Here is a 25,192-nt window from a genome sequence, read left to right as displayed (position 1 = left end):
GGGCGTCGGCGGGGTGCAGCCGGCGATACATATAATAAGTAGAGAGAGGAAGAGCCTCATAGAAGCCCTGCCTGCCGTAGGAATCCGGCGACATGCTCCACCATGCGCTCGTGACTCCAATCCTTGGCGCTCACCATATCCGCGGACAACGCCAGCGTCGGAATGCCCGCTCGAGCCAGGGCGTGCTCGGTGATCTTCGTGCCTGACTGCGACAGTCGATTGTCCGGCGGTACCAGCATCACGGCGGCATCGATGTCACAACGCTCCGCCTCGCTGACCATCCACTCATTCATCCACGGCGGCAGATGGAGCACTTCGTTCATCGAGCAGATGCGGCTCGCCAACGCGTGCAACGGTCGGTCGTGGAGCTCACGAATGTATTGAGGGCCGGCGAACGGCATATACATCGACCAGACAAACACCGCGCCGTATTGATCCTCGAGTGCACTGTAGAAGCCGGGGTCATGCCAGAGGCCCGCACCGATCCACATCAGGCGCAATCGCTCGCGACTGCCGACACCGACGCCGTCGGCGATGCGTTGTTTCACTTCGTCCCGGAAGCGGCGAGCGTGTGCCACGGCCCACGGGGAGCCACGATGCCACTGGGGAATCATCGTGTTCGGCATCTGCTCCGCAATCGACACGGGGCAGGGACGTGCGGCGCCGATCATTTGCGCGGCTTCGGCGATGTAACCTTCCTGCTCGTTGATCGCGAGCATGAGCTGCAGGAATTTCTGTTCATCGAACTTTCGACCGGTGCGCTCTTCGAGCAACGCGATGAGCTCGCGCATCTCAGCGACCAGCAGGTCGATGCGCCGTTGTTCGAAGACTTCCTCCCAGCGCTCATTGGAATTGCGAAACCACTGCGGGTCTTTGTGCTGCCAGCCCGGCGCTTCCAGCGGAAAGAACTCGCTGCCTAGAGCTGTGGCCCATTGGCTAAAGACATGTTCGATGCACTCGCAGGTGAGGCGGGCGACCAGCACCGTCGGCTTCGGCAGTCCGCCCCAGGGCGCCACGCGAGGATTGTTGTCGAGCGTGCACGCCAGTCCCAACGAACAGTAACGACACCGATTCGCCGGATATCCGAGGTCGCCCAGCACTTGATCGTAGTGATTCGAGAGCTGCTTGGCGGAGATGTAGGCCGACCACCATTGATTGGTGACCAGCGGAACATCCATGACGTGGAAGATCTCGTGCGGCGTGTCCGCCTGCGCGATGGCGAACGGCTCGCCCGAGTCGATGACGCGCTTCTTCAAGTCCGTGACGAAGTCGCGTTGATACGCGGTCGCGGCGGCCGTGCATTCCAGATCTTTGCGGCTGCGTTGTCCGCCGCTGTGAGTAATCGTGCTCATCGAAACACTCCGAGCCGCTCCAGCTCTTCGATGCGGGACGCGCTCAGTCCGCACAGGTCACGGGCAATCGCGAGGCTGTGCTCGCCGATCGACGGTGCGCGATAGGGGGAAGTGACGGCGCTCGAGAAACTGATTGGCGTGCGCACGTGGCCGAACGCGCCCAGCAACGGATGCTCCAGCGTCATCAGTGCCTGGCGGGCGGCAATTTGCGGGTCGCGTTCGGTGAGATCCTGGATGTCCTGGACGACGCCCGCGGCGATACCGGACGCTTGCAGCTGTTCCATGAGCGCATGCGCCTCGCGCTGCCGGCTCCACGCATTCAATGCTTTCTCGGCATCGTGCGCGGATTGATTCGGGTTGAGCTGCGTTAATGAGCACAGGATCTTCCAATCGGACAGCGAGCCGAGCGTGATCGCAATCCATTGATCGTCGCCTGCTGTTTGATAGACGCCCTGATGAAACACCTTCGGATCGTCGTTACCTTGTCGTGCAGGACGAGCGCCTTTGTCTGCGGCGACAATGGCGTCGTGCATTTGCTGGACGCAGATCTCATACATCGCCGCGTCGATGTGACATCCCTTGCCGGTGCGGCGACGATGATCGACCGCAGCGGCGGTCGCGGCTGCCATCACATAAGGAACGATGACATCGCCGTACGGCACGGCGCCTGGAATGACGGGATTGCGGTCGGGCCAGCCGGTCAGGAAGGTACGGCCGGACAATGCGGCGCCGGTGCCATCCACGCCCCACGATTCGGCAAGCGGTCCGGTTTGTCCGAACACGCTCCCGGAGACCATGATCACTCCCGGGTTGCGTTTCTGCAGCGATGCATAGTCGAGGCCCAGCTTGGCCATCGTGCCCGGCGAGAAGTTCTCCACGACGATGTCGGCCCAGTTGAGCAACGGGTTGAGCACTTCACGGCTCTGTGGGAGCTTCAAGTCGAGCGCGAGGCTGCGTTTCGAACTGTTCAAGTGCGCGAACCAGGGCTTGTCATCGAAACTGTCGGCGCGGGAGGCGTTCACTTGCACGTCGATGCGCGACAGGCAGGGGCGGCTGCGGGTTTCGATTTTGATGACGTCACAGCCGAGATCGCCGAGGACCTTGGTGGTGATCGAGCCGACCAAGGCCCAGGAGAAGTCCAGGACTCGCAGGCCTTTTAATGGACCGGTGCGCTCGATGGTTCTGGGGTTGGATCGATTCGGTTGCGCGGCTGTCGGTGCTTCGGTGATCGAGACGAAACGCGAAGGCTTGCGTTTGTTCTGTTGATCGCGAGTCCAGAAGTTGCGAGCTTCCAGATGTGGATCGGCCAGCACATCGCCGGGCTCTGCGACGACCGTTGCGTTGATGCCGCGACGGCGACCTTCCGTCGAGATCTCGTGGCGCGTGCGCGTTGAGAAGAAGCCTTCGATGGCTCGCTCCCATTCACGGCGCGTTTCCGGATCGAGCGTCGAGCGGTTGTAGCGTGTCCAGTCGACGCCTCGGAGTGGGTTGGGCAGGCCTGCTTCGTCGATCCAATCGCTCAACGCTTGATTGGCCGGGGCGCCGAAGCGGCCGGTCATCAATGTGTGGAAACAGAAGCCATCCGCGAGGGGCCAGATGCAGCGAACGGTCGCGCGACCGTAGTTCAAGGCGCCACCCACGCGGTGTAACTTACGACGATCGAACTGCCACACCAGCACGCCGTTGACGTTGCGTGAGAACGCGACCTCTTGAACCGAGATATCGACGTGCTGACCCCGGCCCGTGGTTGCAAGTTCCACCAGCGCGGCCATCGCGCCGGCGGCGCCTGCCATGTCCGCATGAAACCAGCAGGCATCCAACGCTTCCTTGACCGGCGGTCGATCCACGTCGCCGGTGACCCTCAGCGTTCCGCCCATCGCTGAGGCGATCAACTCCCCACCTCGCCATTCGGCTCGCGGGCCTTCGCTGCCAAAGGTGGTGACGGAGACGTGAATCAACTTCGCGTTCAATTGCTCGATGCGAGCCCGATCGAACCCCGCGCGTCGCAGGGCGGGGATGCCCAGGCCCTCGATTAGAAAGTGAGCGTTAGGGAGTTCGTTGGCCAGTGAAGCGAATTCGACCGGAGACACCTCGGCGCCGAAGGTCGCCAGCAACCGTGCCAGGGCGCCATCCGCAGCGTCGCCGAGAGCTAGCGCACGCAGGCTATGCAGCGGCTTCATGCGACCTCCAGCGTGCGACGGAACTGCGCGATCTGATCGAGCGTGTCGGCATTTAGCGTTTGAGGTTTCGAGGTGAGCATGAGCGTCGGCAATGACGCCTCACGCAGTGCGCGTTCGATGCGAGGGGCTTGCCAGGCGAGGCCGGTATCGGTGGCGACCATCCAAACAATGACACCATCAGCTCGTAACGCTCGGGCCGCGCTGACGAGATCGGCCGGGGACTGTAGCAGCGTGCTGATCGCATTGGTTCGGTCGTAGTAGCGGCGCGCGATGGTTTCCACCGAGTCGCCAGACACAGCGGCTCGCGGAGCCAGGAAGGACGCCTCATTGATTTCGCCCACAACGACGGTCCCATCCACTTCGATAGCGTTATGAACGCGATCGTCCGCAGGCGCGCTTCCAACCAACAACACACGCTTACGCGGTGCGCCCGTCGCACAATTGGACAGCCACTCTTGCAGAGACCGATCAAATTCTTCCGACCAGTCAGTCCGAGCCCCGCGCTCGATCCGATACGCGACGGACCCAAGCGGCACCTCATCCGCCGTTCGCCGCTTCGACAACTCAGCGAGCATCTTCTCGCGAACAGCAACGCGCTCCATCGCAGCGGGCAATCGTGATTCATCGACGCGAAGGGCGGCGGCAAGCGCCCGAGTGGACTCCATCGTATGAGCCACGCTCGTGCCCCGTTGAATGCGCGCCAGGTCATAGAGCAGGGGCTTCGGTCCTTTGCATACACCCACGCGTTGCAGTTCGCAAAGGTAGTAGTACAAGCGCTGAGCATTGTCATCGCTGCGGGAGAAAATCACGGCGTCCAATGCATCGAGACCACCATCGAGCCATCGCTGAGCGACGATGCGACTCTGCGCCGAGAAACTATTCTCCAAGAACCGATCGGCAAGCTCAGTGCCACAACCCGGCAGGGCACCCAACTGCACAGGCACCGCATCCGCCGCGAGAATCAACTCAACCGGCACATTCCACCCTAAATATCCAATGGCACGCCGAGACCCCACCGCATTCAGCGGATCGCTCAAGGCACGAACCAATAGCGAAGACAAGCTCATTGATGTAACCACCCGGGCAGCGCCAACGCCATCGCTGGCAAGGCGATCAGCAGCGACAGATGTAACAAATCGGCCGCCAGGAACGGCACGACGCCCTTGAAAATGCGTCCCAGCGGCACGTCCTTGGCGATGCCTTGAATCACATACAGGTTGATGCCGATGGGCGGATGCACGAAGCCGATCTCCATCGTGCGCACCAGATAGATGCCGAACCAGATCGGCGACAGGCCCAGATCGGTCACGATGGGCAGCAGGATGGGCGTCGTGAGCAGCATCAACGCCAACCCGTCGAGTACCGAGCCGAGCAACAACAGCAGGACGGTCATGATGACGATGGCCATCAGCGTGCCGCCCGGCAGGCCTTCCATGAAATCGGCGACCTGCTCGGCCAGGCCCGTATAGCTCATGAACACCGCGAAAATGAGCGCGCCGATAATTACGACGTAGATCATTCCCGTCGTGCGCAGCGTTTGCGCCAGCGCTTCGCGCAGAGAATCGCGATTCAACTTACGGCGCCACGCGCACAGAACGAGCGCGCCGGTCGCGCCCACCGAGGCGGCTTCAGTCGGGGTGAACCAGCCGAAGGCGATACCACCGAGCACGACGAGGATCAACGCACCGAGATCGAGAATGCGAAGGAGCGCTGCCCGCCGCTCGGACCACGGCGCCCGCGCTGTGGCCGGGCCAATGGAAGGACGCCACCGACACAACAACACGATGGTGACGATGTAGAACAACGCCTGCGACAGCCCGGGGATGATGGCGGCGGTAAATAACTTTCCGATCGATTGCTCGGCCAGAATGCCGAACACGATCAGCGCGCCCGACGGTGGAATGATCGACCCAAGCGTGCCGCCTGCCGCGATCGATCCAGTCGCGAGCGCATCGGAGTAGCCTCGCTTTCGCATCTCTGGCAAACCGATCAAGCCGATGGTGGCAGCGGTTGCGAGGCTCGAGCCGCTGATCGCACCGAAGCCCGCGCACCCTGCGACCGATGCGATCGCGAGACCGCCGCGACGATGACCAACCATTCGCGCGGCCGCTTCGAAGAAGTCACGACTCGCACCGGCGGCGAAACATAGGTGGGCCATGAATAGAAACAACGGCAACACACCGAGCTCGTAGCGAGTGATGGTCTCGAACAGCACGACGCCCGATTTGATGATGGCGGGCTCGGGCCCCAACAGCAGCATGAGGCCGGCCATGCCGACCACGCCCATCGACACACCGATGGGAACACCCAGCGTCAGCAGGACGAGGAGGGCGATGACGCCTAGGAGACCGTTCATGCGCGGCCTCGGAGCGAGCGCCCCATATCTCGCAGGAACACGAGCGCAATGGCGACGGCGGCGATGAGCGACACGATGCGGAGCGGACGGAAAGGAATATGCAACAGCTCGCTTTGCTCATGATCGTTCCAGGCTTCCACGGCAAGCCACAACACGCCGGTTGCCAATCCTACGAAGAACAGCGCCGACATCAGATTGGCAAAGGCGTGCAGGTAGCCGCGTGCACGTTCACCGACGCGCGTCGTGAGCAACGTGACGGTCGCATGGCCCTTGTTCAGCGTGGCCGACAGCATGGCGGTCGACGCCATCAACAGAATCGATGCCTGGATGATTTCCATCGCACCGAGCAGCGGAATGCCAGCATGACGACCGAGCACCGCGAGGGCTTCGACGGCCATCGCGAGCACCAGGCCGCCGGCGCCGATGTAGAACAACGGTCCGCGCGTCTGGCCGCCGCTGTTTCGTTCCATCAATTCAGCCACACGCCCTCGCTTGTGATGTGCAGTGTCAGTGGCGGCAAACCGGCTTCTATGCCGATCGTCTGAATGTAGTCGGCGATGCGTTGCGCGGCTTCCGGCGCAACGCGCGGTCGGCCCGGTGCATCGACGTGAACGGGAATGAAGCCCACGCGAATCTTGCCGCTTGCATCGATTCGCACTCGACCGAGCAGCGCATTCACCGCTTCGGGATGAAACGGTGCCAACACATACGCGGGATCGGGTTCGAAACCGAACAGCGCTTTACGCTTGCGAGCCCAGGCGGCGCGTTCGGGCGAGGCTTGATCGGGGCTCAACGCGCGAGTCACGACGCAGCCGTTTCCCAGCCCGTGGAAGATGGGCACACCCCGATGAAACTCGATGCCGCGCACGATGTGAGCGTGGTGGCCGATCACCACATCGCAACCTGCTTCAACGGCCGCATGAGCGAGGGGGCGCTCATAGGGCGCCAACCGAGCGCGTGTATGAACGATCCCTTTGTGAAACGCGACGACGACGAAATCCGCCTGCGCCTTGGTCCGTGCGATGTCATCGGCGAGCATTTGCAACGAGGCGGGGTCGATCCGCTCCAGCGCTGCCGCCGGACGAATCGGACCGCCATCGGCCGGTTCCACCCGAATATATGAACAGCCCGCGTGGGTCGGTCCGGCCCAGGCGCTCTCCGGTCCAACACAGTTGTAACTCAACACAGCGATGCGCTTGCCGCGCCGATAAATGATGGCGGGCTTGCGAGCATCGCTCAACGTCGCGCCGGCGCCGGTGTATGCAATGCCCGCGCGCGTCAGCCCGCGAATCGTATCGGTAATGCCGATTTCACCCAGGTCAGCGATGTGATTGCCCGCCAAGGTCACCGCACCGATGCCGGCTCGCGCCAGCGCGGGCAGGTGCGTCGGGTCCGCACCAGGTGCAGGCACATCGTCTCGACTCGCGGCGACATGCGTTGTATGTGGGACTTCCAGGTGTCCAATCGTGAGATCCGCATTGCGCAGCGCCGGTGCAATGCCGCCCAGCCAGTGGTCCGGCTCGGGTTCATCGAGGATCAGATCGCCGGTGAAGATCAGCTCCATGACGCGATCGGTCCCGGTTGATTGTTGACCAAAATATCGATCATATTGTCGGCCATGCCAGCCAAGACCGACACCAAATCTCGATCCAGCGTTAGAGCTGAACCGCGGAGCGTCAGCGACGTCGTCGACTGGATTCGCGAACGCATTCGCCGGGGCAGCTTCGTGCCGGGCCAGCGCCTGGTGGAAGCGGACATCATGCGCGAGCTGCCGACCGCGACTCGGACTCGGGTTCGCGAAGCGCTACAGCGGCTGTCGAGCGAAGGATTGGTCACCATCGAGGAGTTCCGGGGCGCGTCAGTGAAGCGCTTCACGCACGACGACCTGCGCCAGATGTATCGGGCGCGGATGGCGCTCGAAGGCATGGCCGCAGCCGATTTCGCCGCCGCGGACCGGCCCGACCTCAAGCGGAAGCTGCAGAAGATCCAGGGCGAATTGAACGAGATCGAGCACACCATCGACCACGAGCGCTTCGCGCGGCTCAACGACGAATGGCATCAGCTGATCATCGAAGGCTCGGGCAACGAGTTCATCCGCATGTTTCTGGAGCGGCTGCGCATTCCCATCTACCGGCTGTTGATCGCGACCTTCTACAGCGCCCGCCGCATCGACAACGCCAACGCCGGTCATCGCAAGATCACCGAAGCGATCGCCAACGGCCGCGTCAAAGATGCGGAGCGGCTGATGCGCGAGCATATCGCCGAGGGCCTGGAAACGTTGTCCGCGATGGACCTGGACCTCAAGTAACGTCACTCGCCGGGCCCCTCAGCGGCGAACGCACCGACGATGGGCAGCGTCAGTTGTGATGCATGCTCGCGGTCGTGATGGATCGTGGTGGTCGGCGGCGGATCGAATTTCACATTGCGAGAGCGCTGACGTGGATCGGCCCCTGCGACAGTCAAGCGCAGGCGATGACCGGCCTTGACGATCGTCGACGTAGGTAACAAATCCAGCCGCAGCTTCGCGGGCGTTCCCGGAACCAATGGCTTCGCATCGCGCCGCTCGCCGCGGTGATAGGGCAGACCCATGAAGTTGCGATAGGGCGCGGGCTGCTCGTCTCGATGCGATGCTCGGAGCCGTCCATGGGTCACGATGGATGCAGTGCCCTCCGGTGCCACGTCCTCGAGATACACGAACACATCGGCATCGTCGGTAGTCGATGAGATCCACAGATCGACGATGGGATGCCCGGCGATGTGCGTGTCGGCGGTGAGCGGCGGTGTGGCGTAGCCCAAGCCGTGTTTGTCGACTCCGCAAGGCCACATCAGGAAGTACAGATCGACCTTCTCGCTGCACTTCGGATCGTAGTCGACGACGAACTTGTCGCTCGCGGCGCCTGCGGCAACCATGCTTGCGAGCTGACCTGTCGCGCCTGGCGAAGCGCCGCCACCGATATGCAATGTTTGATTACGCGCGTTTGCGAGCGGCCACTGGTCGGTGCTACTCCATTCCTTGCCGGCGGGCGCGTTGACCGTGCGGTAGTAGATTGGCGCTTCGCGTTGCCAGCCGTTGTCGATCTTCTTCAGGAAATAATCGAAGAAGCGATGCATTTCGGTGGCCATGGGAAAGTCGCCCACCTGACAATGGCCCCATTCGCCCATCCAGAGCTTGCGAGGATTGTTGAGGTTGTTATAGGCGAGCGTCGCTTCGAAGCTGCCTTCATCCAGCCAATTGCCCCAGATGAACAGGCCGACGCCGGAGCGCTCGATTTCTTTGGCATACGTCGCGACGCTGGACTCGCGCCAGAAGGGGACGCCGAGCAGCGGCGACACATCGTCGCGATAGCGCATGCCCGCCCACAACTCTGCCATGGGCGTGCCTTTGCTGTGTTCATCAATCGCCGTGGCCGCTTGCTTGCCATCGATATCGGCAGTCACCGGAACCACGCCTTGTCCGTAATCCTGTCCTGGATTTTCAGGACGCGTGTTGAACTGTGCTGTGATGCCGCCACGGCTGACGAAGCCATATTTGTCGAAGTCGGTGCAGCCCGGCGCGATGGCTTTCAGATGTGGCGCCATCATGGTCGCGGCATGCCACGTCGTGCCGCCGAGATAGGAACATCCGGCGACGCCGATGGCGCCCGTGCTCCACGGCTGCTTGGCGAACCATTCGGTCATTTCATAAGCATCGCGAGCTTCGGTGCGGTCTTGAAAGCCGCGACGAGCGCCGAACGATGCGCCTCGTCCGCGGGTGTCCACGGCCGCGACCACATAGCCATGGTTCAACAGCGGCATGAGATACAGTCGCTCGAGCGGATTGACCAGCGTGCCCTTGGGATCGGTATAGGCGCGCCGATACGGGGTGTGAATCCAGACAACCGGAAACTTCTCATCGACCGCACGGCCATTCACGGCCGGGCGATAAATATCGACCGCGAGCTTCACGCCGTCGGACATCGACACATATTGAGACGTCTTCTGCCATTCGCTGAAGCGTGCTTCGGAGTAGCCCCGATACACGCCGGGCCGCGACTCCTTGGCTTCGCTGGCATAGAGAGAAAGGGGCAGCAGCAGAGCGCCAACTGCCCAGGTTGCTCGAAGTGTCGTCGTCAGCGTGCTCATCATCACCAGCGCTTCGTGACCACGAAGGAAACAAAGCGACCGAGCGGCGAGACGTTCTGGTTGTCCCACGACACGATGCCGTTCAATACGATGGGCGGATCTTCATCGAGAATGTTCTGTCCATTGACTGACAAGCTCACGCCGCTGAGCACGCCGCGTTGCTCGCCGAAGTCGTACACGATGGAGGCATCGACGGTCTTGTAACTATCCACCTCGACGTTGGGCGAGATCGCCGTGTTGAGATAGCTATCCACGTAGTTCAGATAGGTGTTCACGGACCAGCCGTTCAGTCGCCAGCCGATGGAGGCGCGGGCCCGCAGATCGACCGGGTTGCTGTACGTGTCGAGCACGTCGACGTAGGGCAGGCCGGGGGCGACCGAGCGAGTGAGATCGAGAATCTTCGCGGCGTCGAAGCCGAAGCGCCAATCGCCGAACGAGGTGTTGAGGGTGTAGCCCAGATTCAGGTCGATGCCCTGTTGCTTCATGCTGCCGAGATTCGCCCGGCGGCCATCGATGATGGCATTGATGTTGGTGACCGGTTCCGCCGGGCTTTGCAAATCGGGATTGCTCAGGAACGATGCGACCAGGGCGTTGAACGCCGCGGTGGCGGTGGTGTCGCTTGCGGCCGGCCGGCGAATCACATAGGGCCCGTAGACGGACCCGTTCGTCAGCGCAGTATTCAGCACGACATCGATCCGGTCGGTGTAGTCCACGTCGTAGTAGGTGAGCGAAGCCGTCAGGCCTTGCAGCGCGCCGGTCGGCACCCAGTCCAGCCCGACCGACCAGGTCGTCGCCTCTTCGGCTTTTAGCGAGGCGCGACCGCCGTTGTGATAAATGCCGCGCGTAACGCCGCCCGTACCGGCGGGATCGGTCAGGTTTTGAATGAAGATGTTGTGGATCTGCTCGCTGGTGTCGACCAGCGACGGCGCGCGAAATGACGTGCCGTACGTGGCGCGTGCCGTCAGAGAGGTGAGCGGCCGCCAGACCACCCCGATTTTCGGATCGGTCGTCGAGCCGAAGTCGGAATATTCTTCGCGACGAGCGGCCAGCGACAAACTCAAGCTGTGAACGGCGGGAATGGCCTGTTCCTCGCTGACCAGCGGCACGAACACTTCGCCGAAGAACGAGGTGTTGTGACGGCGGTTCTGAATATTTTTGGTGGTGGTCTCGCCGGAGGCCAATACGTTGTTGGCATCCAGTCGCTGGCGGAACTCGTTGTCGTGACGCTCCATGCCGATGGCGACTCGCACATCGCCCCCGGGCAGCGAGAACAGCGGACCGTCCGCCTTCAAGGACAAGTCACGGGCTTCGCTGGTGGCGTGCGTGTCGCGGTTGGCGATGATCAGATCGACCAGCGCCGGATTGTTGGTGACGTTGTACGTGCCGTCGCCGAACGGATTGAAGGCAGTCGCCGGGTTGCTGCTCGCCAACGCGGCGGTCAGCGCCGCGCCATTGGTGATCGCGCCCCGTCGCTGAAAGCCGCTGTTCTTGCTCAAGTTGGCGTACGTCTCGATGCGCCAGTCGCCGCCCAGGTCGTAGCCGGCGCCGATCGCATTTTGTTGAGCGTTCTCATAGCCTGCCAGGCGAGGATCGGCGTCCTCCGCGAGGAAACGATATTCTACGTTGACGAAGGTCGGCGAGCCGAGCGCGGCCGGTGCGACGAAGAAGGCGTTGGTGTTCGGAACGCGCAGTTGTCCCGAGGCTGGAGCGACGCGTTCATCGAAGTCGCGCTCCGACAGCCAGCCCTGATACCACACGTCGAGCGCACCGAATTCCTGACGCGCATCCAGGAAGAAGCTGTCGCGCTCCTGATTCGGCAGCAAATCGGCGAACGAGCCTTCGTCGAATCGATTGGCGGTGCCGGCGGTCAATTGAGCCGGATTCAGGCCAGTGCCCGAGCCGGCAGGTAACGGATAGCGCGTCGTTCCGACGATGATGTTTCCTGGCGAGGAGAGCGTTGGGCGCGCATCCGAGCCGCCGCGTGCGCGCCGATCGTTCGATGCGAAGTCGCGGTCGGCGCCCGAGAGACTGTCGCGCTCGTTGTGCTCATACGCCGCGAACACACTGCCGGTGTCCCAGCTGAAACCAAAGTTCTGGCTGACGATCTTCTGACTGGTGCCATCGGCGACGCCGTAGCGGACCATGGTTTCCGCGCCGTTGAAGCCCTTGCGCGTGATGATGTTTACAACGCCGGCGACGGCATCCGAGCCGTAAATCGCGGATGCGCCGTCGACCACGACTTCCAATCGCTCGATCGCGGCCGAGGCGATGACGTTGGGATCGTAGAGCGATTTGATGACGCCGGCCGGTGCGAGTCGTCGACCGTTGATGAGCAGCAGGGTGGCTTCGTTGCCGATGCCGCGCAAATTGATGCCCGAGACGCGCGTGGCATTCGCGGCGCCATCCTGCGCGCCGCCCAGTCGGCTTTCATCGGCGCCGAGATTCAACACCTGGGGCAGGGCACGTGCGAGATCGCTGCTCGTGGCGAGGCCCGTGGCCACGAGGTCTTCGCGATCCATCGCGATCACCGGCGCGCCGGCACTCGCCACGCCACGAATGCTCGTGCCCGTGACGACCACCTGTTCCATGACCTGTTCGTTCTCCGCTTCCTGTGCCGCTGCCGTCGTGACCGCGACCAGTGCACAAGCGCCGAATAAAGCTGGACGTCGTCGCATGGATCCCCCTTGCCGTCCCAGTGCCGTGCCCGGCTGATGCCGGGTTGTTTATGGTGTGGCGGCAATCTAGGAACTGCCGATGAAATTGTCAACAATTTGGCCGATGAAAACCGGGCGGCAAGCGCTTGTTTGGCGGGATAAAAATGACCTATGGCGGGCAACGCTTCCGCTTATGAAGCGCCCGCTCGAGCAGATTTGTTAAGGCGGGAAGTTAGACGAAGCCGATCCAGCGACCGCAGATCACGACGCCGATCCATAGCAGCATCGAAATGGCACCGGCCGCTTTGGCGAGCACCGGGGTGGTGTCAGGCGTTTGCCATTCAGACATGTCGTGAGCGACGAGATGGTGGAACGCGAACATGTTCACACCGGCGAGCAAAATCAGCACCAGCTTGATCTGGAAGAACACGTTGTCCCAATAGGACACCGCGTTCGAGATGAACAGCAACGAGCCCGATATCACAGCGACGGCGAACGCGCCCCAGGTGATCGGCAGCGCATTGCTGGCGAGCTGCGCCACGCCGCGCTTTTTGGACGCGAGGCCGATCAGGCGCAGATCGACGATCAGGATGAAGCCGACGACCAGCACCAGCGCCAGCACATGAATCGATTCGATCCACGGGAATAACAGGCCTTCCTCGCGGATGGCGGTGGCAAGCCTCAGGTTTTCGATGGTAGCGAGTGTGTCTTCGAGCATGCGCGCGGTCCGGTCAGAAGGGCGAGACGTACGCGATCCAGCGACCGCAGAACACGATGGCGACCCAGAGGATGAGCGAGGTGACGGCGATCCCCGACGCGAGCTGGCGCCGACGGGTTTCATCCCACCAGGACGGATCGCGGCGAAGCGGGCGGGCGTAGGTCAACGTGATGACGATGCCGACGAGCAGCAATCCCATCTTCCAATAGAACGCGGGATTGCGTAGCGAACGTGCCGGCTCGGCGACGATGAGCACCGAGCCCGTTGCGAGCAGTACTGGCAATGCAATCCACAACGCCGGCAGGAAGCGATCGACGATTTCGCTACGCGTCTGGTCTCGTGCCAGCACGCCGATGGATCGCAGATGAATCATCAGCAGCGCCGACATGGCAATCGCAATCGCGAGGATATGAATGCTCTGCGCCGCGGGCACGATCCACAGCACTTCCTGAAACAAATGACTGGCCGAGGTGTCGGCGAGCCAGTTGCAGAATTCGGTCAGCGACAGCAAGGACATCTCCATCAGCCGAGAGACACGGTGCGACCCAGGAACCAATACAGTCCTTGTCCGATCAGCACCGCGGCGGCGATGTCGGTGAACAAGGGGCGGGGCATGGAAAGTCGTACCCGCACGAGCAGCGCGGCAACGGCCAGTGCCCCGAGCACGACCGCGAGCTGTCCGATTTCCACGCCGATGTTGAAGCCGATGAGCAGTTCGGTGAGCCGTTCGGGAGGCAGGCGCATCTCCAGCAGGTTGGCCGCGAAGCCGAACCCATGGATCAAGCCGAAGACCAGGGTGATCAACAAGCGAACTCTCGCAGCGTCGCGCAGCTGACCGGCGAACATGAGATAGCCCGCGGCGAACATGCCGCCGCCAATGAGCAACGTCGTGGGCAATGTGATGCCGACGCCGAGGTGTTTCGCGATGACCATTGCAAACAACAAGCCACCGAGGCCGATGGCGACGGGCAGGGGACGATGCGTCGAGTCGCCGACGTTCTCGGCGCCGATCAGCACGATGGTCAGCGCCACCAGTGCATCGATGAACTGCGCATCCGGCCGGAGCACGCCGGTGACCGCGAGCGCGAGCGTCAGGCTGTGTCCGAGCGTGAAGCCTGTGACCACGAGCAGCAGATCTCTCACGCGACGGGAGATCAGCACCAGCCCGAGCATGAAGGCCATGTGATCGATGCCGGTGAAGATGTGCATGATGCCCATCTGGATGAACTTCAAGAGGCCGGCGCCTTGCAGCGTGCCGTGCGACTCGCCGCCGGTGATCTCAGCCTCGCGATGTTCGTTGGTCAGCAGTTCTTCGAAGAAATCCTGGTTGCCGATCTGAACGCGCGCGAAGTTGGTGTGTGAGGGGACCACATCGAAGAACACGGATGATTGAATTGCGAGTGACTTGCTGTCCGGGCAGGTGAACTCGAGTTCGTCGCGAAGGAAACCTGGAACCGCCGCTAAGGCCGCCGGACCGGCGGCGCGTTTGCAAGGTTCATGGTCCGCGAGCACGGCGACTCGTTCGCCCAAGTAGCGGCTGTATTCCTCGCGCGCTGGCAAGTCGGTGCCGGTCTTGGATAAGCGCTTTGCCTCGAGCTCCGGCACGATCATTTCGACGCGCACGGTGTTGCCCGAGACCTGCCAGGACGAGTGACTTTCGCTCAAGGTGTGCGCAAGAGCGCCGCCGGCATTGAGTGCCAGCCAGGCGAAAGTCAGAAATGTCGCGACTGACCGAGCGCGCTGGAGCAATCGCGCACGGGCAACGCGAATCTTGGGCGGACGTTGGAGCAATCTTGCACGGGCAATGCGAAGCAGGGGCGGGCGCCGCAGGTGAGCATGTTGCGCCAGGGGCGCTCGCTGGAGACGGGCAGAGCGCGTCATGGCTGATATTCGCTCGCGTAGTCCTTCGCGATGACGATGCTCGACTTGCTCTGCAAGAACTTGATCGTCGCATCCATCAGACGCGCTTGCTCGGCGTCCTTGTATTGAGTGAGCACCTGATCGCCCGCCGCCTCGAAGGTGAGGGGCTGAGGGGTTTCGTTCTTGATGACCTGCACGATATGAATGCCGCTGCCGGTCTGCATGGGTTCGCTGACCTGGCCGGCCTTGAGCTCATGAACCTTGGCGAACAACGCATCGCCCAAGCGATATTTCACGGCGAAGTAGTAATCTTCCTCGTGACGCTCCGGCTCTTGCAGATCGAAATCACGTATCACACTCTGCACCGGCGATCCTGATCTCAGGGCTTCCACCGCAGCGGATGCCGCGCGGGCATCTTTCGCAATGAAATCCCGCACCTCGATCTTTCCTTCCGTCGTGAACCGACCGGGATTCGCGTCGTAATACGCCTGCAACTGGTGCTGCGTCGGATTGGCCGTCGCGACTTGCACGGTGATCTGACGGGTCACCGCGCTGACCAGTGCGTTGCGAATATCCTGGTCCGTCTCGCCGAAATTCAATTCGAGGCTGCGCTGGACGAGCAGCTCCTCGCGAACCATGTCGTTCAAGATCTTCAGCTGCGTGGTACGCGAGCTGGTCGCGAGGGTCTCGCCGGTTTGTGTTTCCAACTGCGTGCTGAAATCGCCACGCAGGATGGGCTGGCCGTTGATCAAAGCGACCGCTTCCTTCGGCACCGATCGGGTGGAGGTGCCTGCAGCGGTGAACAGGCCATAGCCCGCAATGGACAAGCCAACGATCGCACCGATCGCGCTGAACGCTAGCGAGCGGGCGTGGTTCACCGACGGCTCGATCGCCGCGTCCGCCTCAATGACTGTGCTCATCGCTGAGATCCGCAAGGAAAAAGTTGTTGTCAGTGTTGCTCGGATCTTTCGACGGGCTTCGTTGCGTGCTGCCGAGTGCAGCGCTGAACAGCAGCCGGCCGCTGAGATTGGAGCGGTTGAGCCCGGCGACCTCATACAGCGCCTCAAAGGATTCGCTCTGGATCGAGCGAGACAGCTGCGCCAACGGCCACGCACGGGTCAACGCCTCGGCGGTTTCCATCACCGCCACATCGCGCGTGCCCGCGATGATCACGAAGCGATTGCCGGTCGGTCCCGGGAAGCTCGAGAAGAAGCCATAGTCGCGATAGGTCGTGCCGGCCTCGGGCAGTTGCCCGGCCTGGCTCACGCAGCGCTGACCGGTGCGCTTGTCGATGAGCTCATCGAACGACGAGCCGACGCGCAGGCGGGAGTGCTGGAACGCCAGCTCCTGTAACTGCCGCATGCCGCTGATGTAGCCGATATAGATGATGTGCGACGTCCGAAGCATCTCGGTGGTGAGCTCGGAGGCGAGCACGATCTGCACCCGTTGTTGCGGTTGGCCGGGTGCGGCGAGCGTGGTGAGCACATCGCGCATGGCAAACGCCGTCGACGTGGGCAGATAAGCGAGATCGAGATCTTCGTAGCTGCCGTTCAGCTGCGGGTCGGATTGCAGTTGTTCTTCCAAATCGCGAGCCGAGTTGATCGAGAACTCGCGCACCATACGTTTCACGGCACCGGAACGTGGATCGGTCTCGCCGAAGATGTAATAGTCGCCGACGACTACGACGACGGGGCGCTGGTCATGCAGCACCTTGGCCCAGATCGGATTGCCGCGAACGGTATCCAGTTCGCTCGCCGGACCGCCGCTCTTCATATGCGTGCCGATGAGTGCACCGCCGGCAAGTAGCAAACATCCCGCGGCAGCGAGCACTGTGTTTCGCAGGTTGAGCCAACGCCGCTGCTCGACGGGCGGCGGAGGAGAAGGCGCCGGTTGCTCGGCGCGCTCGATGGCTGGCGCCGCCGAGTGCTCGATGACGATGCGATATTCACCCTTGGGCAGCACCAGGCGCGACGCGTCCTCACGCCCGCTCTGTGCATGAAACTCTTCGAGCTTACGTCGCAGCTTGTGGACGTACACGCGGACCGTCGAGTCCTGGGAGACCGCGAACGACTCGTCCTTGCCGAACACGTCGACCGCGATCTCGATTTCCTTGGGCGCCGTGCCGCTCACCGACCGGGCGATCAAATAGTCGAACAGCCGGCTCAGCAGGCCGGGCTTGCCGAGCAAGCCGGCGGCGCGGATGCGTTCGGCCAACTGTTGAATGGATTCGGACTCGGTCATGCGGTCGGGGTTGTCGTGCTCCTACGCATCTAACGTTGCACGCGACCGGCACAGACATTAAATGTCGACAGTGCCGCGTCCGCTGCGTTTCAACCGCAAGACACGACGACACTGGGATGCTCATCCTATGCAGAGAAGAATGGCGGGGGGATTGCTGGCGCTCGCGTTGATCGCAGGCCCGGCAGCGGCGGAGCTCGACCTCACCGGAGCCTGGGGTCAGAAGATGCACGAGGACCGGCTCGATCGCGGCGGCGGCCCCGACATCGGCGACTTCACCGGTCTGCCGATCAACGACGCGGCGTTGCTGCGCGCTCAAACCTGGGACGCGAACAAGTGGTCGGTGCCGGAGCATCAATGCGCGCCGCATCCGGCCGACTACGGCCCGCACGGCCCAGCGCACATTCAGATCTGGACGACGACCGATCCGAACTCGTTCAAGGTCATCGCGTATCACATCATGCTGGGCTGGATGAACCCGGTGCGCACCATCTGGCTCGATGGCCGTCCGCATCCCTCGCCGAATGCGCCCCATACCTGGGAAGGCTTTTCCACCGGCGTGTGGGACGGCGACACGTTGATCGTGAAGACCACGCATTTGAAGGAAGGCTGGATTCGCCGCAACGGCATCCCGCGCAGTGCCAACGGCAAGCTCACGGAATTCCTGATCCGTCACGACAACGTGCTCACGTGGGTGAGCGCCGTCGATGATCCTGTGTATCTCACCGAGCCCTACGTGCGCAGTTGGAATTGGGTGCTGGCGCCGGGCTTGTGGATCAATCCATACACGTGCGCCGCGCGCGTGGAAGTGGAGCGACCGCAAGGTTTTGTGGCGCATTGGCTGCCGCCGGGCATGAATCCCATGCTCAAGGAATTCAGCGACAAGACCGGCTTCCCGATGCAGGTCACCAACGGCGGCGCGGCCCAGCTCTATCCTGAATATCAGCTGGAGCTGAAGAAATTGTTGCCGGCGCAGTTGCCCCAGTGGGGCGAGCCGCCGAGTCCCTTCTGATCACGGAGCGCATTGTGAGTTTCAACACTAAGCCCGCATTGGCGATGGTGATGCTGTCGGTTGCTTTGATGGCGGTGCCCGCGCACGCTCAAAAGGCACGCACCGCGAAGGCATCTGCACCGGCCGAGTTCACCGGCGAGCTCGATGTGATGCACGTGAAAGGCAACGTGTATCTGATCGGCGCGGCCGGCGGCGGCGCGCACTCGGTCTTTCAGATCGGCCCGGACGGCGTGGTGGTCGTCGACACGCAAACGTCTGCGACCAGCGCGAAACTGATCGAAGCGATCCGCAAAGTCACGCCCGAGCCGATCCGTATCATCTTGAACACGAGCTTCCTGCCGGCTCACACCGGCGGCAACTTGCCGGTCACGAAGGTCGGCAAGTTCATCGGCGATCGTGGCGAAATCAATGTCGCTTCCATCAAGGGACATGAAGGTGTGCTCAATCGGATGAGCGGCGTCGTGGGCACGACCACGAGCCCCGAGGAGGCGTGGCCGACGGATGTTTACTACACCGGCACCATGGATTTGCACATGAACGGCGAGCCGGTGATTCTGATTCATTACCCGGCGGCCGCGACTGATGGCGACAGCGCCGTGTTCTTCCGCGGTTCCGATGTGATCGTTGCAGGGGAGATCTTCACGCCCGACAGTTATCCCGTCATCGAGGCCGACAATGGCGGCAGCTTGCAAGGCGTGATCGACGCGTTGAATCGGATCATCGATCTGGCGGTGCCGGTAATGAATGCACAAGGCGGAACGTTGGTCGTACCGGCCTACGGCGCGATCGCGGACGAGTACAGCGTGGTGATCTATCGCGACATGCTCACCATCATTCGCGACCGCATCGCCGATCTCATCAAGCGCGGCATGACGCTCGATCAGGTGAAGGCCGCGCGGCCGACGCTCGATTACGACGGGATCTATGGCACCGCCCCGCGCGGATGGACCACCACCCAGTTCGTCGAAGCCGTGTATCGCGAGCTGAGCGCGACGGTGGACAAGTCCAGCCCGGACGCGTCGAAGGCGTCGCCCTGACATGACTACGGAGATTGCTATGAGCTCGATGCCGATTCGCGGCGCTGGTTGGATGGTCATGGGCGCGTTGTCGCTGGCGTTGGCGATGCCGAGTGGCGATGCCTTTGCGCAGAACCGAAACCGGGGCGCCGGGGCTGCGGGAGCGCCGGGTCAGCCGGCGCCGCCGAAGTCCGCACGCGAAGCGGCGCCGTTCGATCTCACCGGTTATTGGGTGTCGGTCGTGACCGAGGATTGGCTCGAGCGCATGACCATGCCGCCGAAGAATTTCATCGGCAGCTTGCCGGTCAACGACGCGGCTCGGAAGGTCGCGGCCTCGTTCGATCCGGCCGCGGATAAAGCGGCCGGGCAGGAGTGTCGACCGAACGGTGCCGCCGGCAATATCCGTTCACCGGGCCGCTTGCACATTACTTGGGCGAACGACGATACGTTGCAGATCGATTTCTCGGCCGGCACGCAGACGCGCACGATTCCGTTTAAACCCACTGCAGCGAGCACGGAGCTGACGTGGCAAGGGCAGTCGAGCGGCAACTGGAACGAGACGGTGCATCTCCGGCAATTCGCCGCGCCCGCGAGGACCGGGCGGCCGGCACTGCGCGTGATCACGAAGCAGATGCGCTCCGGCTACTTGCAGAAGAACGGCATGCCCTACAGCGAGCAGGCTGTCATGACCGAGTTCTTCGATCGTTTCGAGCTCGACGGCACGCCGTGGATCGTGGTCACGACACAGATCGACGATCCGCAGTACTTAAGGGAACCGCTGATCTGGAGCACGCAGTTCCGCAAGGAGCCCGACGGCAAGAAATGGCAGCCCACGGCCTGCGGCGAGACCTGATCGACCTGAGCGACAAATTGGGGCGTGGGCGGCTGCCGATCGAACCGTGGACCCACGCATTACGAATGCGTTGCTCGACGGTCCGAGCTGGAGGGTTCTGTTGCCTGGGCAATGAGTGTATGTTGTCGAACGAGCCGCCGCTGACGATTGCACGCGACTTTGCATAAGCAACGCAGACGCCGGCCTTCAAGTCGGGGGATACGTTGCGTCGAGGCGATCGGTCACGTCATGAGACGGCCGGCGGCGCAGGGAATGCGCGTGCGCTGGCAGCCGTGATGCTACTGGCTGTGTCTACCGTTGCGCTCGCAAGCAGCGCCGGCAAGCTGCGTTTCGACATTCCTTCGCAAGGGCTCGACGACGCCTTGCGCGAGTTTTCGCGTCAGGCCAAGCATCATCTGCTGTATCCGTCGGACGTCATTGGCGCCGATCTGCGACGTGGCCTGCGCGGCTATTACACCGTCGAAGAAGGGCTCGCCCAATTGCTCGACCAGACCGATCTGGAGTTCGTGATCGACGGTCATGGCAGCGTGGCCATTCGCCGTCGCTCGCGAGCGGTGAAGGCAGAGCAGCCGCCGACCGTCGTTTCCGCGACGGAGAATGTTGTCGATCCCGACGACGCTCAGGACATCTGGCGCAGCGTCTCGATTGCCGAAGTCATCGTCACCGCCCGGCGTCGTGAAGAGAGCCTGCAACAGGTGCCGTTGGCGGTTACTTCCATCGATGCCGATGAGATCGAAGCACGCGGCATACAAAGCACCGAAGATCTAAACGTTCGCGCGCCCGGTGTCGCCGTGAACGGCGGCAACTTCTTCGGCAGAACCAGCGGCGCGTTTCGAGTGCGGGGCGTTCCGGGTGTCGCGGTGTATGTCGATGGTGTGGTTCGAAGCGGCGCGTCCGGGCTGCTGATGAATGTCGTGGAAGTCGAAAGGCTCGAAGTACTGCGCGGTCCGCAGGGCACGACGTTCGGGAAGAATGCGATTGGCGGCGCCATTCAATACGTCACTCGCAAGCCGCGCGAAGAGCAGGGCCTGCGCATCAAGGCGACCACGGGCTCAGCGAATCGAAACGATCTGCTGGTCGATCTGGACCTGCCGCTCAGCGACAACTTGCTGAGTAAGTTCACCGCCGCGACTCTGAATCGCGAGGGGTATGTCGACAGCGTCGACGGCAGTTTCTCATTCGGCGATCAGCACGATCGGGTATTGCGAGCCGACCTGCTTTGGAAACCGAACGACCATTTCGATGCGCTGCTGATCGGCGAGTACGCGGTTCAAAAGAGCAATGGCACGCCGGGCGTGACCTGGCAGCTCAATCCGGTGTGTCCCACCGATCAAGCGCCGCGCAACTTCGTCGGGATGGCACCCAACAGCGCGTGTATCTACGAGGCCGTCGGCTTGCCCATCGATCCTGCGTGGACCTACGGGGCCTCTGAACAGTGGAAGACCGCGGCGAATCGGCCGATTCGTCAAAACAGCTATGTATCGACGGGCGGCACGCTCGAGCTGAACTGGGACGTGAACGAGCGCGTGCATGCGAAGTCGATCAGCGGCTACCGACAAATTGACTCGTACGTGGGTCATGACTTCGATGGCACGCCGTATCACTTGTACCAAGCGTTCTCGGCGCAAGACCGGCGCGAGATGAGTGAAGAGCTGCAGTTGCTCTACAGCGGCGAACATCTCACCGGTACGAGCGGCATTTACTACTATGCGGATCGAAGCTGGTCGAGTCGCCAGAACTGGGTCGCGAACGAGCTGCGCTTCGACCCGTGGTTGAGCGCGCGTCAGGCGCTGGGCGGTCAGTACGCGGCTTACGATCCGCTCATCATCGATTCGTTGAATGAAGCCCGCAGCGATGGTTGGGCGGTGTTTTCCGAGTGGATCGCACGACTCACCGGCAAATTGTCGGTGAGCCTCGGGGCGCGCTACACGCACGACGACATCGTGCAAAATTACTATCGCCCGAGTCAGCCGCTGGCAGAGCTATGTTGTGCGCCGACGCGCGCACTGAGTCCCAACGGTCCGAAGCTCGAGAACAACTCCGGCCGCGCGACGTTCGATGAAGTCTCGCCGCGTCTGTCCATTCAGTATCGATGGTCGCCGGATCTGATGACGTACTTCACGCGCTCGTCGGGCTTCAGCGCGGGCGGCTTCAGCGGCGGCAATGTGCCGTTTCTGCCGAATGGCGGCTTCACGCCGTATGGTCCAGAAACCTTGATCACCAACGAAATCGGTGTGCGCGCCGACTTGCTCGATCGCCGCCTGCGATTCAACGCGACGTGGTTCAGCGGTGAGTACGACGATGTCCAGATCACTGAGGAGCTGCAGGAAGCGCCGGGGTTTCCCGTCACGACCAATGCGGGCGAGGGACGCATCCGCGGCGTCGAGCTCGAAGGGGCATGGAACGTGACCAAGCAGTTCACGTTGCAGTATGGCGCGAGCTGGTTGCACACCGAGTTCACCGAAGTGGGACGTGCGAAGAATCTGGCGCTGGGCTCGGAGTTCGCTTACTCGCCCAAGTTCGCCTATTCGCTCGGCGCGCAATATGACTGGGCGTTGCCCGCCGGTAATGCACTAAGCGCACGTTTCGATTACGGCTGGCAGGATGGCGTGTTCACGCAATCGGATATCAACACGCGCTCGCGGCAGCCGGCCTATGGCGTCGGCAATGCTCGACTGTCGTATCGGGATGCACGCAATCGCTGGGAAGTCTCGCTGTTCGGGAGCAATCTGTTCAACGAGTTCTACCGCATCAACGGGTTCTTCCTGCCTGCCGATCAAATCGACACCGGCACGCCAGCCCGGCCGCGCGAGTGGGGGCTGTCAGTGCGTTATGCGACCAACTGATTTGTCGACAGTGGGCCCTTGCCGAAGTATTAGCTTCGGTGGAGCGGAGCCGGAGGTTGAGTGCTGCCATTCGTCTTTGAAATTGCCCGTCTGAGGGTTGTCTCGGGTCGAGGCAGTCGTGCGCGCGTCGTCGATGAGGTGGCCGCACTGGGCTGTCGGCGCATGCTCATCATTGTGAGCCCGAGTCATGCAGCGACGGCGGCCCAGGTCGCCGCGTCGGTTGGCGAGCGCAGCGCCGGCATTTACGACAAGGTGGTTCAGCATGTGCCCGCGCCGGTGGCAGCGGCGGGGGTGGCCCATGCTCGAGCCGTTGGAGCGGACGGTTGTATCGCTATCGGCGGGGGCTCGGCCATCGGCCTGGCCAAAGCCATCGCGCTCGAAACAGGGCTGCCCATCATCGCCGTGCCCACCACGTACTCCGGCTCAGAAATGACGGCGGTGTGGGGCATCACGACCGATGGCGTGAAGCGCACCGGCAAGGATGAAAGGGTTCTGCCGCGCTCGGTCGTCTACGATGCCGAATTGACCGCGACGCTGCCCGCGAAGATTGCCGGGCCGAGCGGCTTGAATGCGCTGGCGCATCTGGTCGAAGGGTTATACGCACAGAACGCCAATCCAATGATGTCGACGCTCGCGCAGGAAGGCGTTCGCGCGATTGCACGAGCGTTGCCGAGAGTCTGTACGAATCCCTCCGATCTCGATGCGCAGGAAGAAATGCTCTACGGCGCGTGCCTCGCGGGCATCCTGCTGGGATCGACGGGCATGTCGTTGCATCACAAGTTGTGTCACACGCTCGGCGGCACGTTCAACACGCCGCACGCCGAGACGCATGCAGTCGTGCTTCCATACGCAACGGCGTTCAATTTGCCGGCCGCCGCGGATGCGCGTCATCGCTTGACGGTTGCATTAGGTACCGAGGCGATTGCCAGCACCATTCATGCATTGGGAACGGCGGTCGGCGCGCCGCGCTCGCTGCGTGAGTTGGGGCTCAGTCGTGACGATCTGGATCGTGCCGCCGACCTCGCGACGCGCACGCCTTACTTCAACCCGCGTCCTGTCACACGCGAAGCCATCCGGCAGCTGCTGGAGGACGCTTACCACGGAGTCGTGCCCAGCCCATGACTCAACTCAACGAAAATGTCACTTTGACGCAAGCAGCGAACGTGCAGCTGCTCGATCAAGTCATCGCCGCGTACGCTCGCACCGACAACGAGCGCTGGAACACGCTCATCGAAAGTCTGTTGCGTCACCTGCACGGCTTTGCGAACGAAGTGGAGCTGCGGCCGGAGGAGTGGTGGACGGCCATCGACTTTCTGACGCGCACGGGTCAGGCATGCATCGGGCCGCGACAAGAGTTCATTCTGTTGTCCGATGCGCTTGGGTTGAGCTCCGCCATTGATAATCTCAACAACGTGACGATGGCGGGCGCGACCGAGTCCGCAGTGACCGGTCCGTTCTACGCGCCCCATTCGCCGTACATCGAGCATGGCGGCAGCATTGCGTTGGCGGGCGAGGGCGAGACTGCTTTGATTCGCGGTCGCGTGCTCGATACGGAAGGCACTCCCATCGCCGGCGCCGAGTTGGATATCTGGCACACCTCGCCGAATCAACTCTACGCGGTTCAAGACCACAGCCAGCCGGAAATGAATTTCCGAGGCAAGCTGCGCACTCGCGAAGATGGCAGCTATGCGTTCCAAACCATCAAGCCGATCGCCTATCCGGTGCCGGTGGACGGGCCAGTCGGTCAGCTGTTGAACAAGGCGGGCCGTCATCCGATGCGCCCGGCACACATTCATTTCATCGTCAGCGCCGAGGGCTATCGCTCCGTCACGACCCAACTGTTCACTCGGGGCGATGAGTTCAACGACTCCGATGCCGTGTTCGGCGTGAAGGGCTCGCTGCTCATCGACTACCAACGCAACACCGATCGATCGCTGGCCGTGGACTGGCTGCTCGATCATGACTTCGTGCTGGCTCGATAGGCC

General features: G+C 62.4%; 20 protein-coding genes. 7 read left to right on the top strand and 13 right to left on the bottom strand.

Going from position 1 to position 25,192, the window contains the following annotated elements; all coding sequences use genetic code 11:
• Positions 1–56: 56 nt before the first annotated feature.
• Genes ACFPN2_RS29135 through ACFPN2_RS29110 form a run of 6 tightly spaced genes read right to left on the bottom strand, consistent with a single transcriptional unit; the run spans position 57 to position 7,452 of the window.
• Complete coding sequence (locus ACFPN2_RS29135; RefSeq protein WP_380603255.1) at positions 57–1,352, bottom strand: 2-hydroxyacyl-CoA dehydratase subunit D; 1,296 nt, start codon at positions 1,350–1,352, stop codon at positions 57–59.
• Positions 1,349–3,532 (bottom strand): CaiB/BaiF CoA-transferase family protein, encoded by a 2,184-nt coding sequence (locus tag ACFPN2_RS29130; RefSeq protein ID WP_380603253.1) that lies wholly within the window; start codon positions 3,530–3,532, stop codon positions 1,349–1,351. Before ACFPN2_RS29130 ends, ACFPN2_RS29135 begins: the two co-directional genes overlap by 4 nt.
• On the bottom strand, positions 3,529–4,599 hold the full coding sequence (locus tag ACFPN2_RS29125) for a 2-hydroxyacyl-CoA dehydratase (protein WP_380603251.1): 1,071 nt from the start codon (positions 4,597–4,599) through the stop codon (positions 3,529–3,531). The genes ACFPN2_RS29130 and ACFPN2_RS29125 overlap by 4 nt, the downstream gene beginning before the upstream one ends.
• The gene (locus tag ACFPN2_RS29120; protein ID WP_380603249.1) at positions 4,596–5,888 is read right to left on the bottom strand and encodes a TRAP transporter large permease; all 1,293 of its coding nucleotides are present in this window, start codon (positions 5,886–5,888) and stop codon (positions 4,596–4,598) included. The genes ACFPN2_RS29125 and ACFPN2_RS29120 overlap by 4 nt, the downstream gene beginning before the upstream one ends.
• Positions 5,885–6,358: a TRAP transporter small permease gene (locus tag ACFPN2_RS29115; RefSeq protein WP_380603247.1), complete on the bottom strand. Its 474-nt coding sequence runs from the start codon at positions 6,356–6,358 to the stop codon at positions 5,885–5,887. Before ACFPN2_RS29115 ends, ACFPN2_RS29120 begins: the two co-directional genes overlap by 4 nt.
• Positions 6,358–7,452 carry a CapA family protein gene (locus ACFPN2_RS29110; RefSeq protein ID WP_380603245.1) on the bottom strand — a complete coding sequence of 365 codons (1,095 nt, stop codon included), beginning with the start codon at positions 7,450–7,452 and terminating at the stop codon, positions 6,358–6,360. Before ACFPN2_RS29110 ends, ACFPN2_RS29115 begins: the two co-directional genes overlap by 1 nt.
• 54 nt (positions 7,453–7,506) lie before the next feature.
• Between ACFPN2_RS29110 and ACFPN2_RS29105 the strand changes: the two genes are divergently transcribed.
• Complete coding sequence (locus tag ACFPN2_RS29105) at positions 7,507–8,196, top strand: GntR family transcriptional regulator (RefSeq protein ID WP_380603243.1); 690 nt, start codon at positions 7,507–7,509, stop codon at positions 8,194–8,196.
• A gap of 2 nt (positions 8,197–8,198) precedes the next feature.
• On the opposite strand, the gene ACFPN2_RS29100 is transcribed toward ACFPN2_RS29105, so the two are convergent.
• The 7 genes from ACFPN2_RS29100 to ACFPN2_RS29070 form a co-directional block, all read right to left on the bottom strand.
• Positions 8,199–10,013: a CocE/NonD family hydrolase gene (locus ACFPN2_RS29100; RefSeq protein WP_380603241.1), complete on the bottom strand. Its 1,815-nt coding sequence runs from the start codon at positions 10,011–10,013 to the stop codon at positions 8,199–8,201.
• On the bottom strand, positions 10,013–12,685 hold the full coding sequence (locus tag ACFPN2_RS29095) for a TonB-dependent receptor plug domain-containing protein (RefSeq protein WP_380603239.1): 2,673 nt from the start codon (positions 12,683–12,685) through the stop codon (positions 10,013–10,015). The genes ACFPN2_RS29100 and ACFPN2_RS29095 overlap by 1 nt, the downstream gene beginning before the upstream one ends.
• Before the next feature lie 211 nt (positions 12,686–12,896).
• Positions 12,897–13,382 carry a DUF6644 family protein gene (locus ACFPN2_RS29090; protein ID WP_380603237.1) on the bottom strand — a complete coding sequence of 162 codons (486 nt, stop codon included), beginning with the start codon at positions 13,380–13,382 and terminating at the stop codon, positions 12,897–12,899.
• Positions 13,383–13,395: 13 nt separating this feature from the next.
• Complete coding sequence (locus ACFPN2_RS29085; protein WP_380603236.1) at positions 13,396–13,893, bottom strand: DUF6644 family protein; 498 nt, start codon at positions 13,891–13,893, stop codon at positions 13,396–13,398.
• 11 nt (positions 13,894–13,904) lie between these two features.
• Entirely contained in the window at positions 13,905–15,047 is a 1,143-nt protein-coding gene (locus ACFPN2_RS29080) for a HupE/UreJ family protein (protein WP_380603235.1), read from the bottom strand.
• Between the two features lie 212 nt (positions 15,048–15,259).
• Positions 15,260–16,162, bottom strand: coding sequence for a peptidyl-prolyl cis-trans isomerase (locus ACFPN2_RS29075; protein WP_380603234.1), 903 nt, complete (start codon positions 16,160–16,162; stop codon positions 15,260–15,262).
• Positions 16,146–17,483 (bottom strand): hypothetical protein, encoded by a 1,338-nt coding sequence (locus ACFPN2_RS29070; RefSeq protein ID WP_380603233.1) that lies wholly within the window; start codon positions 17,481–17,483, stop codon positions 16,146–16,148. Before ACFPN2_RS29070 ends, ACFPN2_RS29075 begins: the two co-directional genes overlap by 17 nt.
• 127 nt (positions 17,484–17,610) lie before the next feature.
• Here ACFPN2_RS29070 and ACFPN2_RS29065 point away from each other — a divergent pair, with 127 nt between their 5' ends.
• The 6 genes from ACFPN2_RS29065 to ACFPN2_RS29040 all read left to right on the top strand — a co-directional run bounded on the left by ACFPN2_RS29065 (position 17,611) and on the right by ACFPN2_RS29040 (position 25,189).
• Positions 17,611–18,492 carry a hypothetical protein gene (locus tag ACFPN2_RS29065; protein WP_380603231.1) on the top strand — a complete coding sequence of 294 codons (882 nt, stop codon included), beginning with the start codon at positions 17,611–17,613 and terminating at the stop codon, positions 18,490–18,492.
• Positions 18,493–18,506: 14 nt separating this feature from the next.
• Complete coding sequence (locus tag ACFPN2_RS29060; RefSeq protein WP_380603229.1) at positions 18,507–19,529, top strand: MBL fold metallo-hydrolase; 1,023 nt, start codon at positions 18,507–18,509, stop codon at positions 19,527–19,529.
• A 19-nt stretch (positions 19,530–19,548) separates the two neighbouring features.
• Positions 19,549–20,361, top strand: coding sequence for a hypothetical protein (locus ACFPN2_RS29055; protein WP_380603227.1), 813 nt, complete (start codon positions 19,549–19,551; stop codon positions 20,359–20,361).
• A 275-nt stretch (positions 20,362–20,636) separates the two neighbouring features.
• Positions 20,637–23,207, top strand: coding sequence for a TonB-dependent receptor (locus ACFPN2_RS29050; RefSeq protein ID WP_380606678.1), 2,571 nt, complete (start codon positions 20,637–20,639; stop codon positions 23,205–23,207).
• 60 nt (positions 23,208–23,267) lie between these two features.
• A complete protein-coding gene (locus ACFPN2_RS29045; RefSeq protein WP_380603225.1) occupies positions 23,268–24,329 on the top strand; it encodes a maleylacetate reductase in 1,062 nt (353 codons plus the stop codon).
• Complete coding sequence (locus tag ACFPN2_RS29040) at positions 24,326–25,189, top strand: dioxygenase family protein (RefSeq protein ID WP_380603223.1); 864 nt, start codon at positions 24,326–24,328, stop codon at positions 25,187–25,189. Before ACFPN2_RS29045 ends, ACFPN2_RS29040 begins: the two co-directional genes overlap by 4 nt.
• Positions 25,190–25,192 lie beyond the last annotated feature (3 nt).

It is taken from the genome of Steroidobacter flavus (genome assembly GCF_042651805.1).
Classification (GTDB): Bacteria; Pseudomonadota; Gammaproteobacteria; order Steroidobacterales; family Steroidobacteraceae; genus Steroidobacter; species Steroidobacter flavus.
This window is presented reverse-complemented; position numbering and strand designations above follow the sequence as displayed.